The 16,176-nt window shown below is 44.1% G+C and carries 14 protein-coding genes; 7 read left to right on the top strand and 7 right to left on the bottom strand.

Annotation, left to right across the window (positions count from 1 at the left end; genetic code table 11):
• Window positions 1–31 precede the first annotated feature (31 nt).
• Together DFP75_RS00975 and DFP75_RS00970 are read left to right on the top strand one after the other, a co-directional pair.
• The gene (locus tag DFP75_RS00975) at window positions 32–1,021 is read left to right on the top strand and encodes a 2-hydroxyacid dehydrogenase (protein ID WP_110571635.1); all 990 of its coding nucleotides are present in this window, start codon (window positions 32–34) and stop codon (window positions 1,019–1,021) included.
• A gap of 110 nt (window positions 1,022–1,131) precedes the next feature.
• Window positions 1,132–1,986, top strand: a complete 855-nt coding sequence (locus DFP75_RS00970) for an inositol monophosphatase family protein (protein WP_110571634.1) — start codon at window positions 1,132–1,134, stop codon at window positions 1,984–1,986.
• Between the two features lie 27 nt (window positions 1,987–2,013).
• Here DFP75_RS00970 and DFP75_RS00965 read toward each other — a convergent pair whose 3' ends face one another.
• Window positions 2,014–2,913: a LysR family transcriptional regulator gene (locus tag DFP75_RS00965; protein ID WP_110571633.1), complete on the bottom strand. Its 900-nt coding sequence runs from the start codon at window positions 2,911–2,913 to the stop codon at window positions 2,014–2,016.
• A 119-nt stretch (window positions 2,914–3,032) separates the two neighbouring features.
• Between DFP75_RS00965 and DFP75_RS00960 the strand changes: the two genes are divergently transcribed.
• Both DFP75_RS00960 and DFP75_RS00955 read left to right on the top strand, forming a co-directional pair.
• Window positions 3,033–3,899 (top strand): MBL fold metallo-hydrolase, encoded by an 867-nt coding sequence (locus tag DFP75_RS00960; protein ID WP_110571632.1) that lies wholly within the window; start codon window positions 3,033–3,035, stop codon window positions 3,897–3,899.
• Window positions 3,893–4,513 carry a DsbA family protein gene (locus DFP75_RS00955; protein WP_110571631.1) on the top strand — a complete coding sequence of 207 codons (621 nt, stop codon included), beginning with the start codon at window positions 3,893–3,895 and terminating at the stop codon, window positions 4,511–4,513. The genes DFP75_RS00960 and DFP75_RS00955 overlap by 7 nt, the downstream gene beginning before the upstream one ends.
• A 57-nt stretch (window positions 4,514–4,570) precedes the next feature.
• Here the strand turns inward: DFP75_RS00955 and DFP75_RS00950 are convergent, their stop codons facing one another.
• The 5 genes from DFP75_RS00950 to DFP75_RS00930 form a co-directional block, all read right to left on the bottom strand.
• The gene (locus DFP75_RS00950; protein WP_110571630.1) at window positions 4,571–5,620 is read right to left on the bottom strand and encodes a lipid A deacylase LpxR family protein; all 1,050 of its coding nucleotides are present in this window, start codon (window positions 5,618–5,620) and stop codon (window positions 4,571–4,573) included.
• Window positions 5,621–5,850: 230 nt separating this feature from the next.
• Window positions 5,851–7,224, bottom strand: coding sequence for a short-chain fatty acid transporter (locus DFP75_RS00945; RefSeq protein ID WP_110571629.1), 1,374 nt, complete (start codon window positions 7,222–7,224; stop codon window positions 5,851–5,853).
• Window positions 7,225–7,347: 123 nt separating this feature from the next.
• A complete protein-coding gene (locus DFP75_RS00940; protein WP_110571628.1) occupies window positions 7,348–8,523 on the bottom strand; it encodes an acetyl-CoA C-acetyltransferase in 1,176 nt (391 codons plus the stop codon).
• Between the two features lie 46 nt (window positions 8,524–8,569).
• The gene (locus DFP75_RS00935; protein ID WP_110571627.1) at window positions 8,570–9,229 is read right to left on the bottom strand and encodes a CoA transferase subunit B; all 660 of its coding nucleotides are present in this window, start codon (window positions 9,227–9,229) and stop codon (window positions 8,570–8,572) included.
• Between the two features lie 21 nt (window positions 9,230–9,250).
• Window positions 9,251–9,955: a CoA transferase subunit A gene (locus DFP75_RS00930; RefSeq protein WP_110571626.1), complete on the bottom strand. Its 705-nt coding sequence runs from the start codon at window positions 9,953–9,955 to the stop codon at window positions 9,251–9,253.
• Between the two features lie 127 nt (window positions 9,956–10,082).
• On the opposite strand from DFP75_RS00930, the gene DFP75_RS00925 reads away from it, so the two are divergent.
• Window positions 10,083–10,964 (top strand): LysR family transcriptional regulator, encoded by an 882-nt coding sequence (locus DFP75_RS00925; protein ID WP_110571625.1) that lies wholly within the window; start codon window positions 10,083–10,085, stop codon window positions 10,962–10,964.
• On the opposite strand, the gene DFP75_RS00920 is transcribed toward DFP75_RS00925, so the two are convergent.
• Window positions 10,948–11,859, bottom strand: coding sequence for a LysR family transcriptional regulator (locus DFP75_RS00920; protein WP_110571624.1), 912 nt, complete (start codon window positions 11,857–11,859; stop codon window positions 10,948–10,950). The genes DFP75_RS00925 and DFP75_RS00920 overlap by 17 nt on opposite strands.
• A gap of 508 nt (window positions 11,860–12,367) precedes the next feature.
• Between DFP75_RS00920 and DFP75_RS00915 the strand changes: the two genes are divergently transcribed.
• Both DFP75_RS00915 and DFP75_RS00910 read left to right on the top strand, forming a co-directional pair.
• Complete coding sequence (locus DFP75_RS00915) at window positions 12,368–13,660, top strand: hypothetical protein (protein WP_110571623.1); 1,293 nt, start codon at window positions 12,368–12,370, stop codon at window positions 13,658–13,660.
• Window positions 13,661–13,695: 35 nt separating this feature from the next.
• Complete coding sequence (locus tag DFP75_RS00910) at window positions 13,696–15,960, top strand: glycoside hydrolase family 3 protein (RefSeq protein ID WP_110571622.1); 2,265 nt, start codon at window positions 13,696–13,698, stop codon at window positions 15,958–15,960.
• The last annotated feature ends 216 nt before the right edge of the window (window positions 15,961–16,176 follow it).

Genomic DNA, 16,176 nt, shown 5'->3' with positions numbered 1-16,176 from the left:
CTTCTCAAATAAAACGACAGGATCGACTTTCATGAATATTGCTGTTTTTTCTTGCAAGCCCTACGACAAAAGAACCTTATCCTCCTACGCGGAGCATAAAAACATGTCCATGAGCTACTTCGAAAGTAGACTCAGCATGGAAACCATTAGCCTAGTAAAAGGTTTTGATGCGGTATCTTGCTTCGTTAACGACGATGTTAATGCCGAAGTCATTCACCTTTTAAAGCAACAAGGTGTAAAAACCATCGCCCTGCGTTGTGCTGGATTCAATAACGTCGATCTAGACGCAGCAAAAGCGGAAGGCATCAAGGTATTTCATGTCCCAGATTACAGCCCAACCTCCGTTGCTGAACACGCCGTGGCACTTATCATGACGTTAAACCGCAAAACGCATCGCGCCTATCATCGCGTAAAAGAAGGCAACTTTGCCCTTGAAGGGCTCATGGGCTTCAACCTTGAAGGGAAAACCGTTGGCTGTATCGGCACAGGACGAATCGGCGCAGCATTTTGTCGCATCATGAAAGGCTTTGGCTGCAAGGTGTTGTGTTATGACTTATATCCGTCACAAGCACTTATCGACCTAGGTTGCCAATACATCACACTCGATGAAATCTACCAAGAAAGCGACATCATCAGCCTGCATTGTCCTTTGAACCCTTCGACTCATCACTTAATCAATAAAGACAGCTTAGAAAAGATGAAAGACGGTGTGATGATTATCAACACCAGCCGAGGCGCATTGGTCCACGCACAAGAAGCCATTGACGCACTTTACAGTGGAAAAATTGGTTATCTGGGTTTAGACGTGTACGAGCAAGAAAACAAAATCTTCTTCGAAGACATGTCATCCCACATCATCCAAGACAGCGTCTTCCAACTCATGCTCACCTTCCCTAACGTCGTCGTCACTGGGCATCAAGGCTACTTCACTATCGAAGCGCTGAACCACATCGCCGAAACAACGGTCGACAACTTACTGCACCACCAAAGCGACAGCAGTGGAACAAGGCAATTGGCATAGGGCTGAGTCGTAACAAAAAGATCACATAATAATCAAGATACACTAAACCATTCATCACTCTGATCACGTATAATTTGCGAACTTGGAGAGTACAAAAGGAGTGACGAAAGATGAACCTCGATAAACCAACTCAAGAAAGACTAATAAGCATTGTCCGTAGAGCAGGCCAAGAGATCGTCATGCCAAACTTTCGTCAGCTTAGCGCCGCCGACGTAGAAACCAAAAGCAGCCTAACGGACCTTGTCACCATTGCCGACAAAGCCAGCGAAGCATTCATCACTGAAGAAATTCAGGCGGCCTTTCCTAATTGGGAAATCGTCGGAGAAGAAGCCGTTGCCGAAGACCCATCGACCACAGACAAAATAGCGACGGCAGACACCTGCGTCATCATCGACCCTATTGACGGCACCTGGAACTACGCCCACGGATTATCTGAATTTGGCATCATACTCGCCGTGGTCGTAAAAGGCGTCACACGTTTTGGCTTGCTGTACGACCCAGTAAACGACGACTGGATTTATGCCAATCGTGGCGAAGGCGCGTTTTTCCAACACACCGCCATGAATGAAAAAGGCAAGCATCAAACACCCAGCCAAGCGCCGCTAGCCTTAAAGATCACCGCAGAACCCGAGCTAGATAAACTCGTCGGCATAATGTCGGTAAACTCTTATAGTGGTCAGAAAAAACAAGACTTTGCCTTAAAAGCAAGCCGCTTTGTGCGTATCAACAACCTACCTTCCTGCCCTGCTTACCGACAAATAGCCCAAGGCCACTTTCACTTCAGCCTCACCTACAAAATGCTGCCATGGGATCACGCCGCAGGCGTACTGGTTCACACCGAAGCGGGCGGCATATGCCGAACACTCGACGGCCAAGAGTACCGCCCAACCATGCTCGACGGCGAAATGCTCGCCGCCCAGTCAGAACAACAGTGGCAAGCGTTGGCGGAACATTTTAGGAAATAGTTTCCTCCCCATTACCATCAAAATTCATCACCAAGGATGCTTGGCAAAGTAGCGTTCCAAATGATCGATCAAGGCGCGTACATTGGGCGATAAATGCTTTCGGGATGAATAAAGTGCGTAGATCGTCAGGTCTTTGGGTTTCCAATCTGGTAGTACATGGCACAGGCTGCCATCGTTAATGTAACGATTGGCTAAATAAGTAGGCTGCAGGCAAACTCCCATACCATTCAATGTGGCGTGCAAAAGCGCTGTGGCTTCGTTAATGCTTAGGCGACAATTAACACTCACCGATTCAAACTGATCACCTTTAGAAAGGTGCCAGATATGCCGTTCAAAGTTTTTATACCCCAAACAAGCGTGATTGATTAAGTCTTGCGGATCTTGGATTTCGCCTAGGGTTTGCCGTACTTTTTCAAGGTAAGCAGGAGACGCCACCAGCACAGATTCACACATGGCAATGGGTTTACCGATTAAAGACGGATCCGGATTCGAAGCAATGCGAATGGCAAGGTCGATGCTTTTTTCCGTTAAGTCGGCGGTGCTGTCTTCTAAATCAATGTCGATATGAACGTTGGGATGCCGCGTCATAAAGTCTTGAATGGCAGGCATGAGTTGGGAGAAACCAAATGACATGCTCGACGTGATTCGCACCAAGCCTGACAACTCCTCACTGGTATTCACCAAAGCGGTGATTTTATCCGCTTGCTCCAACCACTGTTCCACGTCTTTTAAACAGGCTTCGCCCGCGCTGGTGAGTGATATTTTTCGGGTTGTGCGGTGCAACAAGCGGATTTTTAACCAGTCTTCCATGGCTTCGATATAACGTGTCACCATGGGACGCGACATATTTAAGCGATCTGCGGTGCGAGAAAAGCTCCGCGATTGAGCAACATCGATAAAAACCTTAGCCGCAATAACTCTGTCCATTTCACCCACCCACTTGCACGATATAAGAAATAATCATGCTCATTATTGTGTATTTTTCCGAGCACATCAATTCCCTATTATGAGCACATGAATTACATAATCACTCTTTGGAGATAAAGATGAAAAAACTGATTACATTCGCGGCTTCCGCGATTATCGCTCATGCTGCTTTTGCAGCAGACACCAAGCCATTAACACTAGATGTATATAATGCAGACGCCAACAGCTTTAATGTGACATCCACTTTGGTATATGGTGAAACGGAAGCGCTGCTTATCGACACTGGTTTTACCAAAGCCGATGCATTGCGTATTGCAGCAAAAGTGCTGGATTCTCAAAAAGAATTAAAAACTATTTTCATTAGCCAAGCCGATCCTGATTATTACTTCGGTGCCGAGACGCTACACGCTATTTTCCCTCAAGCGAATATCGTCACTACGCCTGCGGTTAAAAAAGTAATTGAAGAAAAACTGGCAGGAAAATTGGCTTTTTGGGCCCCTAAAATGGGCGACAACGCTCCAGTAAATCCTATTATTCCAAAGGCTTACGATAAATCGACTTTGATGGTAGACGGCCATGCTATCGATATTCGTGGCACGGAAGGCGCGTTTGCACATCGTCCTTATCTTTGGATCCCAGAAAACAAAGCTATTCTGGGGAATGTCGCTGTGTACGCAAACATGCACCTATGGATGGCAGATGCACAATCTGATGCAGCTCAAGCTGCTTGGACGGCACAATTACAAGAAATGCTGGCGCTCAAACCTGCGGTCGTTATTCCCGGTCACATGGCACCTGGAACAAAACTGGATTCAAATAGCATTTCGCACTCTCTGAATTACATCAAAATCTTTCAGAAAGCGAAGAAAGAGAGTAAAAACAGTACTGAACTCATTAACGCCATGTCAGCCAAATTCCCAGATGCTAAAGGCGCTTTAAGTTTGGATATCGCAGCGAAAGTTCATAAAGGTGAAATGTCATGGTAAAGGTACATTATTTCTTCGACCCTATGTGTGGTTGGTGTTATGGAGCATCGTCTCTGCTCGGTGTGTTGGCTGATATGCCTGAATTTGAGGTCATTTATCACCCTGGAGGTATGATCCCAAAACAAGCAATTGACCCTTCGTTTAGACAGCACATTTTGCAGGCGGATAAACAAATTGCACTCATGACAAAAGCACACTTTGGCGATGCTTATAAAGCAAGAGTGGCGGGAACTGGCGATTTTATTGTGGATTCCTACTCAACAACGCGTGCCTTTTTTGTTGGTCAAGAAATGGGCATCAAAGCACATGTCATGTTGGCTGCCATTCAAAAAGCGCACTATCAAGATGGTAAGCATCTGGATGAGTTAGATACCTTAGCAGAACTTGCTGCGTCTATGGGTTTAGACAAAGCCACTTGGAACGAAAAAATGGCACAGTCTGAAGCCAAGATGCTGAGTAAAGTAGAGGAAAGTCATCGTTTGATGGGTAAATTAAGAATCAGTGGCTATCCAACCATGATTATTGAAAGAAAAGACCAGTTAACTTGGTTAGAACACAGCAAGTACTATGGCAGAACGGCTGAGTGGGAAGGCTATTTAGCTGAATTAGTTTAAACCTATAAAGCCTTCTCTAAACTCACAGAGAAGGCTTTTATCTTTCATCACCCATTCTCATAGCTGCCAAGCAAAGGTCAATGTCCCATAACGGCTAAATCGATCCATCTCTCTATCATGCTCGTCACCATTTATTGTAAAGGGTGTATTAATAGCAAACGCAACGGCAATGCCTTCCCAAGCGTAACTAAATCCCGTACTGAATAATGTGTTAGTGTGGTCATAATCAATTGAGCGACTATCACGGAAAGTATTACCATCGGTGAAAATCTGATTAAAAGTATACCCAGCTTGTAAACCCGCATAAACAAACCAACCGCTGTCCACTGCGGTCGGATTAGACATACGGTTATCCGTCAAGAGAATGGTGGGATAAGACTTTTTTAAGTTACGACCATATCGGTACATAATACCGGTATTAGCCTCACTTCTTAACGTACCTACACTAAGATTCCCGCCCGTCAACACATCCATAGTATCGTTGTCGGAAACCCAAGATCGCCAAACACGGCTACGAGATAACTCGAACACCAATTCGTTATGCAGCTGAGTGTCCCAGCCTTTAGGGTCTTGCGCTCCAATGATTTTATGAAAGCCTTTTTGCGTCTCTTTGCCCATTGCCAGAGGCCCCACAATACCAATAGTGGTACTGACACGATCAGCGTAATCTTCTCGAGTTGTAATATAGGTATTGTTCATACTGAGCAAAGCAGAATACGGGAAAGAGCCTTCTGGCGGGTTATGCAAAGTCAAATCTTCTGCGGTATTTAATGTTTGTCCAAAACTGTAGACATTGGCAGAAGATTGTACTTCCCCATCAGGCATACTCCACATTAGAGGTTTTACCCAAAAATCTGGCCAATGAGGGCTACGACCAGACTCATTCACATCGTAATGTGTCACATACAGACCATTGGTATAACCGCTGTCTTCGTTCACAAAAACATCATTATCTAAAGTAACAGACATCCAACTCTGGCTGGCATACGCAGACATTCCAAACAACAGAAATAAACTATTTAAAGAGTACTTTACGAGGCTTTTCGCTACTGCATCTTTATCTGTAATCAATCTTTTTTGATCGTCTTTGTTTAACACCCGTAGCATGAAAGCTCCCCGCTGCGTAAGCACCTTGCATCTTAAAATTATTAAGTTTACAGATATTATAAAGAGAAATTATGCGGGAGAGGACGACTAAGAGTTATAACATTATGGAAATGAAAGGAAGGATTACATATAATTTTCAAGAATAGTTCAATTTGTGCATTAAATGGGAAAGATAAGGCGAACATAGCTAAAATTTTTCAAGCAATGAACGCCCTATTGGGTATTTTATATTAGAAAATCAAAAAACCTAACGAAATAATCACACCTGAGCCGATCAAAGCCATTAAACAATAGCCCATCACATCTTTTGCACCAAGACCTGCAATAGCCAGTGCTGGCAATGCCCAGAATGGTTGAATCATATTTGTCCACGCATCACCCCAAGCAATCGCCATAGCCGTTTTCGCAGCATCAACGCCTAACGCAGTACCCGCGGGCATCATTATAGGAGCTTGTACCGCCCATTGACCGCCACCAGAAGGAACAAAGAAGTTAACGATGCCAGCGCTCAAAAAAGTGAAAAGCGGAAAAGTCGTTTCATTTGAAATAGACACAAATGCCTGAGAAATTACACCAGCTAACGACACACCGGAATCTCCCGTTGCTGTCATCATACCCATGATCCCAGCATAGAATGGGAACTGCAGCAAAATGCCAGAGCAGTTACGTGCCCCTTGAGAAACCGAGTTCAACAGGCTTTTTGGTGTGCCATGAAGCAAAACAGCGGAAAACAAGAAGGTAAAATTCACTATATTTAGGTTCAGTGCGAAACCGTTATTCACAAAATAGTAAATCACGTAAGCAAAGCCCATCACACCTAACAGCATGGACAAAGCACGGCTATTTTCAAGACGTTCTGCTGGGCTCATATCAGCTTTACTTGGCGTATCGACGACTTGCTCTTTTAATAATTCAGCGTCAATGGTAATTGTGTCTTGTGGTGCTGGATGCATCAAACGGTTCAACAATGGAATCGTAATAAACATCACCGCCAAAATGGTTAGGTTCATGGTTGAGAAAAGCGTTTCAGAGGTAGAAATTGGTCCTGTCACCGCACCATTAGTCACCTTTTCTATATTCGCACCGCCGGCGATAGACAAGGGAATCGATCCAGATAAACCAGCATGCCAAAATAAAAAACCGCTGTAAGCAGAAGCAATCAATAAGCGGTAGTCTACACCTTTAACACGAGCGGCAATTTCTTTGGCAAAGATAGCACCCACTACCAAACCAAAGCCCCAGTTAACCCAACATGCCATCGCACTGATAACAGTAACTAGAATAATAGCTTGCCCCGGTGTTTTGGCGATATCAGCCAACATTGCTAATTTTCGTTTGAACGCTGGCGCACTTGCCATGGCATGACCCGTAACAACCACCATTGCCATCTGCATAGAGAAACTAAGCAAATTCCAAAACCCACCTGCCCAAGCGTTTACTACTTGCATTGGCCCTTGCCCAGTACTGGGCATTACCAATAAAAACACAACGAATGTTAAAACGATGGCGAAAATAAAAGGATCAGGAAGGTAACGCTGTAGCAAAGTAACGAAGAATTGACTTACTTTTTGTAAGCCTGTTTGTTTTTGTTCAAGGGTATTCATCAGTTCTATCCTATTTTTATAGTTTTTATGAGATGACAAACAAAAGCGAAAGCAGAAAGTGGTCACACCACTTTCTGCCAAAGTTTTGCTTTTATTATCTTTTACAGTTGTTAAATCGAATGATTAACGAGAAACCAACATAGCAACGCCCATACCGCCGCCAATACACAAGGTCGCTAAGCCTTTGTTAAGATCTTGACGCTGCATTTCATGAAGCAAGGTAACCAAAATTCGACAACCAGAAGCACCAATAGGATGGCCCAGCGCCACAGCACCGCCATTTACATTCACCTTATCAGCTTCTAATCCAAGTTCTTTATTGACACACAAAGCCTGCACTGCAAAAGCTTCGTTGGCCTCAACAAGATCCAGATCAGCGACTTGCCACTTCGCTTTGTTAAGCACTTTTTGAGTCGCTGCTATCGGTCCCGTTCCCATGATTTCAGGATCGACACCGGCTCCGCTTGCCGCCTCAATAACCGCGAGAATGGGCAAACCTAAACGCTTGGCTTCTTCATCAGACGTCACGACCACCATGGCTGCGCCATCATTTAGCGTAGACGCATTGCCTGCGGTCACCGTCCCTTCTTTTGCAAAAGCAGGACGCAATTTAGCAAGAGACTCTGTCGATGTATCAGGACGAATTTGTTCATCGGCATCCACAATAATAGGATCACCCTTGCGCTGAGGAATGGAAATCGGCTGAATCTCCTCAACAAATCGACCAGCCGCTTGTGCTTGTGCCGCTTTTTGCTGAGAGCTGGCGGCAAAAGCGTCTTGTTCTTGGCGGCTAATATTCCAACGATTGGCAATATTTTCAGCGGTTTGGCCCATATGGTAATCATTAAATGCATCCCATAGACCGTCAGTCACCATGGAATCCAACAATTCCCAGTTACCCATTTTCTTACCTGTGCGACTGTTTGGTAACACATGTGCCGCTTGACTCATGCTTTCTTGACCACCTGCAAGCACCATACTGGCATCACCGTTCAACACGGCTTGCGCTGCAAGTTGCACCGCTTTTAAACCTGAGCCACAGACTTTATTGATCGTCATCGCGGAAACATGATGCGGTAAGCCTGCATGCACCGCCGTTTGGCGAGCTGGGTTTTGGCCACAGCCAGCGGTCAATACCTGACCTAAAATCACATCTTCGATGTGATCTTTCAAAATAGGTTGCTTAGCCAACATACCAGACAATAGTTGCGTCCCAATTTGAACGGCACTAAGGGAGGATAAAGCGCCATTAAAAGCGCCAATGGGAGTTCGTGCTGCTGCTACAATAACGGCTTTCATAAACAAGTCCTTTCACGATTGGTTAAATACGCTATGGAGTAACGGATTAGGCAAATTGCATTTCTGGCACATGATCGGGAACGATCAATTTACCCTGTGTTTTTTCAACAATCTCTTCTACTGAAACACCAGGCGCTCTTTCTTTCAACACAAAAGCACCGTCAGCAATTTCCAGCCAAGCTAAATCGGTGAGGACTTTTTTAATACAGCCTTTGCCAGTGAGCGGCAAGGAACAATTAGACAAGAGTTTGGATTCACCATCTTTAGAAGCATGAGTCATGGTGACAATGATATTCTCTGCGCCTGCGACCAAATCCATGGCGCCGCCCATACCTTTGATCAGTTTGTTGGGAATCATCCAAGAGGCAATGTTGCCATTCACATCCACCTCAAACGCACCCAGCACAGTCAAATCCACATGGCCGCCACGGATCATGGCAAAAGACTCGGCAGAAGAAAAGATAGACGCACCTTTCACGGTTGTGACAGTTTGCTTGCCAGCGTTGATCATGTCTGCATCGATGGTTTCTTCCGTTGGAAACTCACCCATGCCCAGCAAACCATTTTCAGATTGCAACATGACTTCCATATTCTCAGGGACGTAATTGGCCACTAAAGTAGGAATACCAATACCAAGGTTAACGTAAAAACCGTCTTGTAATTCTTGGGCGACTCGTTGCGCCATTTGCTCTCTAGTAAGTGACATAAGAAACCTCTTTTTATTCTATTATTCTGCTGTTTTAACGGTTCTTTTTTCTATGCGTTTTTCGAACGTACCAAGAACAACTCGATTAACATAAATACCTGGGGTATGAATCTGTGCGGGATCAAGTTCACCGACTTCCACGATTTCTTCCACTTCTACAACAGTGATTTTGCCGGCGGTCGCGGCGAGAGGATTAAAGTTTTGTGCGGTGTGGCGATAAATAACATTGCCGTAACGGTCTGCTTTCCAGCCTTTTACAATCGCGAAGTCGCCAACAATAGCTTCTTCTAGCAAGTATTCTCGACCATTAAATTCTTTGGTTTCTTTGCCCTCGGCAACTGGAGTACCGACGCCTGTCGCAGTATAAAAAGCTGGAATCCCCGCACCACCTGCACGCATTTTCTCAGCCAAGGTGCCTTGGGGCGTCAGCTCAACTTCCAGTTCGCCATTCAATAGTTGCTTTTCAAATAAGGCGTTTTCACCCACATAGGACGACACCATTTTGGTGATTTGCTTATCTTCAAGCAGAATGCCCAAACCAAAACCGTCTACGCCACAGTTATTGGAGACAACGGTTAAACCTTTTGTGCCTTTACGTTTTATCTCAGCGATTAGGTTTTCAGGGATACCGCAAAGACCAAAGCCTCCTGCCAGTATCGTCATACCATCTTCAAGTCCGACCATGGCCTCTTCAAATGAAGCGACAACTTTGTCAAAACCGGCCATATTAGTTCTCCTATCTTATTATTTTTACTTTCCAACAGTTTGACCCAAGCAGATAAATTAATTAAATTTGTTTTTTCTATTTATTGATAAGTTTTTCAAAATAATAATCCTATAGAAGCATTCCTAAATGAACATCAAACAAGTTCGAGCCTTCCTCGCTGTCGCCGAGTCCATGAGTTTTGCCAGCGCAGCGACGCAATTGCACTTATCACAACCGGCCCTGAGCCTGTCTATTAAAAGCCTAGAGGACAATTTAGGTGGCAAGTTATTTACTCGTACAACACGTCATATCGCCTTAACGCCAGAGGGGGAAGCGCTTGCTCCTATCGCTAGACGATTACTGGCGCAATGGGAAAATGCCGAAGATGAAATGAAACAGCGGTTTGCGCTGCAAATGGGCAAAATCACTATCGCTGCCATGCCCTCTTTCGCGGCATCGTTGTTGCCTAAAGCGATCCGTAATTATCACTCGTCTTATCCGAACATTCAGGTGGCCATCGATGATGTGTTATCTGACATAGTGGTAGAAATGGTTCGTAACAACCAAGTGGAACTTGGGATCTCATTTGAGCCAAGCAATCTGGTGGATTTGTCTTTTTACCCACTTTACGAAGACAGGTTCATCGCTATTTTACCAAAAAACCATCCCCTCATAGAGCAAGACGAAGTGACTTGGACGGCACTTCTGCAATACGACTTCATTACCTTACAACGCCCTTCCAGCGTTCGAACTATGATTGAAAGCGCACTCAATGAAGCAAACATCGAACTCAATGTCGCATTTGATGCTCACCAACTTGCGACGGTAGGACGCATGGTCAGCGAAGGCATGGGCGTTGCCGTTGTCCCCGCCTTGTGTCAGCAACAAGCCTTAGAACAAGGCGCTGTTTGTCGTGCTGTCATTGAACCGGAAATTTGCCGTAGGGTGGGCGTTATATGCCAACCAAGGTCACACCTATCTATTGCTGCCGCTGCGATGCTTGATGTATTGATCAACACATATGCTTAGCAACCGCTTCCAACATTAATTGTCTTAACCAAATAATCCCCAAATCCGCATTTTGATATTTATGCCATTGCATACTTTCACACAGCGTGGGCAAGGCTACAGGAGTAGCGAAGGACTTTAAGGGCATCCCTTGTGTAATGGATTTATCGATAAGCCGCCTCTGTAAAGTGGCGATTAAATTAGTACCAACAATTAAATTTGGAATGCACGAAAAACTAAATGTCCGCACATCAACACGACGTGAAATACCTTGCGATTCATAAGCATGAGTTTCAAAAGATGGATTGGAATTGGGTGGTTGCATACAAATATGACCCGCCGACATAAAGGTTTCCATCGTCATCTGATCTTTAGCCAGATCACTTTGATCCCACACCACACAAGCAAATTCATCGGTGATTAAAGGCTCACTAAGGTGAAAATCGGAACAAAAAATATCTGGCATGATCAGCAAATCCGCCTCACCACGATCCAGCTCTTTCTTTGGATCACTCACCTGGGGCAAAAAGTTCAACTTCACTGTACAACCTTGCGCTTGAGTCATCTCTATCACATAAGGAATAAGCGTATGAAGCATGTAATCTGATACGCAAATACGAAACTCTCGGTCGGAAGTAGTTGGATCAAAACCCGGCTTGAGCATTATAGAGGCGTCTATTTTTACCAAGATGTCACGAATTGGCTGCTCTAATTGCTCAGCTAAAGGGCTTAACGTCATTCTTCGCCCCGTTTGAATTAACAGATCATCGTTAAAATATCGACGCAATCGAGACAATGAGCTACTCATGGCCGATTGACTTAGGTGTAACTCTTCGGCTGCTAGACTCACATTCTGATTACGGATCAGAGCGTCTAACGCCACCAATAAATTCAGATCAAGTTTTCGAAAATGCATTGTTTTTATTCTCTTTTTCGTGCCAGAAAGCGTCAACAAGGTGTGACATAACACGCCTTGCTTTTTTAATCTGCCTTGTATTTATCATAATGGTCAAATCGATACCATAGATACTTAATAGAAATATTATTCATTTAAAGAATATATTTTTTTTCTCTACCATGATTTTCATCAGATGTGATGACTTGCTTAACCGTCAAATTTATGAACAGCCAAGCAATCTAGTTGAACCACAATAAAAATAATAATCTGGAGTGAATATGATGAATCTACTTTTCCGCCAATGGCAAAAACGCCAACCATTCTATACAAGCACACCAACAACCCAAGCCAGTATCTCGACTTAGCGAATGCTGATTAATGCAGCATTAATCTAAACGAAACAGCCCCACAAACCGCTACTGTCACAGTGAACATAAAGCATCAATTTGCTGCTTTATTGAGCTGAATTTATGTGGGCACTCTGTTTGAAAAACGCAAAAATATAAAAATAAAAAGAGAGAAACGTATGAAAAAAACAGCTATCGCACTATGTATTTTATCGCCTATTACTTACGTAAACGCTGGTGTAATCGACTTTTTACAAGACAGTGATCACACATTCAAATTGCAAAATACCTATGACGACACAAGAAGTGGGCGTTACGATAGAACAGGCAAATCGGATTTATTGAACTGGGCTCAGTCCGCTACTTATGACTTTGATTCCGTGTATGCGGCCGATCATTATGGCTTTAATTTAAGCTTATTGGCGGTTGAGCCGATTGATACGGGTGACGCATTCCTTGCTAAGCAATATTTTAAGGTAAAAGTGGATGACAACGGTAAAAGAAGCGCAGAAGGGTTTAACAAATTCACCCAAGCTTTTCTAAAGCAAAAGTTCACCACGGACAACAATACTAATATCAACTTGTACGAAGGGCTTCGTGTTTTGAAGAACTTCGGCGCTGTTACACGGGATGGAGACATTACCGATAGTGCTTACATGGGCGTAACGGCTGATATAGACTCCGAAAACTGGAATTTTAAAGCAGGTTATCTGACCGCTTATACAACACCAAATGATCCAGATGTGGATGACCTAAAAACAAAAGACCAAAAAGAAATAGATTTCATTTATACCGTAGCGGCTGAGTACAAAAATGATGGCCAGTCTTTCCAATACCATATCGGGGAAGGACAAGACTATGTAAGAAGTCAATTCTTTGGATACAGCAAACAACTGACGGCCAAAAAAGTCTCTGCCAAAGTCTTTCATGCTCAAGCACTATCAAAATATAAAGCGCAATCAGCTCGTAACCGCTTCTTTGATGATAACGCTTACATTGCAGAAATAAAGACGGATTTCTTTTTGCCCTCAGGCGTTTTTACTGTTGGCTACGCTTATGTCTCAGCAGACAGAAAGAACAGCTTGGGTCGATTTGAGAACAACCTTTCCGGTAATTCAAAAGGCAACGATAACACCATTGCCAACGGCGTCAGTAAAGATTTTTACAATGATCAAGAAAACGTAATTTCTTTGAATTATTTCCATCGATACAGCCAAGAAGTGAAGTTTGGTTTACTTGCCCGCTATGGCTTTGGCTTTGAGTACCAAGGACAAGATTTATACGAATACGAAGTTGGTGGCGCCGTTTTCTATACACCAAGCGATGTGCCAGGTCTTGAGCTTAGTCTAATGGGTGGACCCAACTCTTCTATTCGTCGTGGTCGAGACAACACGCCTTACCTAGACAGTAATGGAAAAACGAGCAACTTTGATGGAACAACCTTAATAGCCAAAGTAAGCTACGAATTCTAAAACCCTTTATATTGCATGATTAAAATGAGAATAATATGGCTAAAAAAACAATAAGATCTGTGGAGCGTTTGTTGACCCTAAGCAGTGCTATTGCACTGCTGGCGGGCTGCAGCGCCAGCCCTCAAGGCAATTTCACTGAAGACGTTACAACCAAGCAAGCCAACTTGGTAAGCAAAATAAAACCAATCTTATCTATTGATGGCTTATCATTTAAAGATCTCAATCAAAACGGTCAACTTGACCCATATGAAGATTGGCGTCTACCTACTCCGCTTCGTGTAGACAACCTAGTTAAGCAAATGACGCTACAAGAAAAAGCAGGTTTAATGTTGATCGATACGCTCAACAGCGGCTGTGAAGGCTTGCCACAGGATACGGCGCAACATTACATCAAAAACCAAAATATGCGTCGTTTCATTTTCCGTAACGTGGTCACAAATGACACTCGATGCGGACCCGATCGAGGCATTTTCGCAGGCTCATCACTCACGCCTGCAGAATCCGCTCATTATATGAACCAAATCCAAGAAATGGCGGAAAATAGCCGTTTGGGTATCCCTGTCTTGCAGAAGTCCAATGCACGAAACCATTTCGATAAAGATCCGAAAGTCGGCATTAACGAAGCAGCAGGCGCCTTTACCCAGTTCCCAAAAGAACCAGGTTTAGCCGCCGCCGTGTTAGGTGAAGAAGCCCTTCACCCAGGACAAGGTATGGAAGTAATCAAAACCTTTTCAGAAGTTATCGGAAGCGAATGGCGCTCCATTGGATTGCGCGGCATGTATGGTTACATGGCAGACTTGGGCACCGAACCTCGCTGGCACCGCTTCCACGAAACCTTCACTGAAAATGCCGACCTAGATGCGAGCATCATGACCGGATTGGTAAAAGGTCTACAAGGTGGGCCGGTCAATCCTGATACCAATATTGCCCTTACGCTTAAGCATTTTCCTGGTGGCGGTCCACAAGAAATGGGCCTTGATCCCCACTATTCCTTTGGTAAAAATCAAGTTTACCCGGCTGGTCAATTTGAACAACACCTTAAGCCCTTTCAAGCGGCGATTGATGCTGGTGTTTCTTCGATCATGCCTTACTACGGCGTGCCCATTGACGTTGTCCATAATGGCGTAAAATACGAACAATTGGGCTCATCATTCTCTAAACAAATTGTTACCGACTTGTTGCGTGACGAAATGGGCTTTAAAGGCTATGTGAATACCGACACCGGAATCGTCGATGCCAGAGCATGGGGACTGGAAGACAAAACCGTTCCAGAACGTGTCGCACAAGCGATTCAAGCCGGAGCCGATACTATTTCAGGCTTCCACGATGCGAAAACCATTACCGACTTGGTCGATCAAAAACTACTGACTGAAGCGCGTATCAATGAATCTGCAAAACGTCTGTTAACCCCCATGTTCAAGCTAGGTTTATTCGAGAATCCTTATGTAACTGAGGGTATTGCTCAACAGACGATTGGCAATGAAAAGCACCAGAAAAAAGCCATGGAAATTATGCAGAAGTCCATTGTCTTATTGCAAAACAAGACCCAAGCGAACAACACAAAAGTGCTACCGCTTAAACAAGGCGCTCACCTTTATGTTATGGGTATGGCACCAAAAGATATCGCGCCCTACGGCTATAAAATTGTGAATGGTGAACCAACTGACAAGAATGGCAAAGCCTTACCAAGACCCAGTGCAAAAGGCAGTGACTATGCACTAATAAGAGTCGAAGTAAAAAACGCCAGCCCACTGTTGCGCAGCTATCGCACAAAAGATGCTGCGACAGGCAATAACCCAAAACATATCAATCCATTAACGAATAAAACATGGGGGTCAGAAGACCCATGCAATATGTTTCCGCAGGTTAACCGCTTATGTGTTGATGATATGTTTGGACTAGGGTTGATATTTGGCGGTGCCGTGCCATGGGAAGTCAATAACCTTTCCTTTACTAGCATGGCGGCATCTGAGTCGTGGAAAATCTCGCCTTCTCTAGAAGACATTCAAGCCGTGATGAAAGAAGTGGGCGCTGAAAACACCATTCTTAACATCTATTTCCGTAACCCTTATGTGCTTGATGAGGCAAGTGGTTTGAAAAACGCTGGTGCTATTTTGGCTGGTTTTGGAGTCAACAACAAAGCGCTCATGGACGTTATTTCTGGACGCTTTGCGCCACAAGGCAAAATGCCTTTTGCTCTGCCAAACAGCTTAAAAGCAGTCCTTGACAATGCACCAGACGCACCTGGATATCCAAAAGAAGACACCTTATTTGATTACAACTTTGGCTTAACTTACTAAGTAAAACATAGACTAATCAAGATGCTTCACTAACGGATTACACTAAAAATGGCGCTTTAGTATCAGCGCCATTTTTCTTTCTTTCGACCATTCTAATAGTGCCTTTGGGATTTAAACAAACAAAAGTCAAGTTGATATCATCAACAGGTCATGTGGTTATTATCAACTTAAACTGAATCTTTCTTTTCTCTATGATTGATTCGACTGCCATGTATA

Origin of the sequence: Marinomonas alcarazii, assembly GCF_003208215.1 — a bacterium.
Lineage (GTDB): Bacteria > Pseudomonadota > Gammaproteobacteria > Pseudomonadales > Marinomonadaceae > Marinomonas > Marinomonas alcarazii.
This window is presented reverse-complemented; position numbering and strand designations above follow the sequence as displayed.

Excerpts from the sequence above, each read along its gene's own strand:
- DFP75_RS00975 (WP_110571635.1), top strand. The coding sequence starts at position 32 with ATGAATATTGCTGTTTTTTCTTGCAAGCCCTACGACAAAAGAACCTTA.
- DFP75_RS00970 (WP_110571634.1), top strand. The coding sequence starts at position 1,132 with ATGAACCTCGATAAACCAACTCAAGAAAGACTAATAAGCATTGTCCGT.
- DFP75_RS00965 (WP_110571633.1), bottom strand. The coding sequence starts at position 2,913 with ATGGACAGAGTTATTGCGGCTAAGGTTTTTATCGATGTTGCTCAATCG.
- DFP75_RS00960 (WP_110571632.1), top strand. The coding sequence starts at position 3,033 with ATGAAAAAACTGATTACATTCGCGGCTTCCGCGATTATCGCTCATGCT.
- DFP75_RS00955 (WP_110571631.1), top strand. The coding sequence starts at position 3,893 with ATGGTAAAGGTACATTATTTCTTCGACCCTATGTGTGGTTGGTGTTAT.
- DFP75_RS00950 (WP_110571630.1), bottom strand. The coding sequence starts at position 5,620 with ATGCTACGGGTGTTAAACAAAGACGATCAAAAAAGATTGATTACAGAT.
- DFP75_RS00945 (WP_110571629.1), bottom strand. The coding sequence starts at position 7,224 with ATGAATACCCTTGAACAAAAACAAACAGGCTTACAAAAAGTAAGTCAA.
- DFP75_RS00940 (WP_110571628.1), bottom strand. The coding sequence starts at position 8,523 with ATGAAAGCCGTTATTGTAGCAGCAGCACGAACTCCCATTGGCGCTTTT.
- DFP75_RS00935 (WP_110571627.1), bottom strand. The coding sequence starts at position 9,229 with ATGTCACTTACTAGAGAGCAAATGGCGCAACGAGTCGCCCAAGAATTA.
- DFP75_RS00930 (WP_110571626.1), bottom strand. The coding sequence starts at position 9,955 with ATGGCCGGTTTTGACAAAGTTGTCGCTTCATTTGAAGAGGCCATGGTC.
- DFP75_RS00925 (WP_110571625.1), top strand. The coding sequence starts at position 10,083 with ATGAACATCAAACAAGTTCGAGCCTTCCTCGCTGTCGCCGAGTCCATG.
- DFP75_RS00920 (WP_110571624.1), bottom strand. The coding sequence starts at position 11,859 with ATGCATTTTCGAAAACTTGATCTGAATTTATTGGTGGCGTTAGACGCT.
- DFP75_RS00915 (WP_110571623.1), top strand. The coding sequence starts at position 12,368 with ATGAAAAAAACAGCTATCGCACTATGTATTTTATCGCCTATTACTTAC.
- DFP75_RS00910 (WP_110571622.1), top strand. The coding sequence starts at position 13,696 with ATGGCTAAAAAAACAATAAGATCTGTGGAGCGTTTGTTGACCCTAAGC.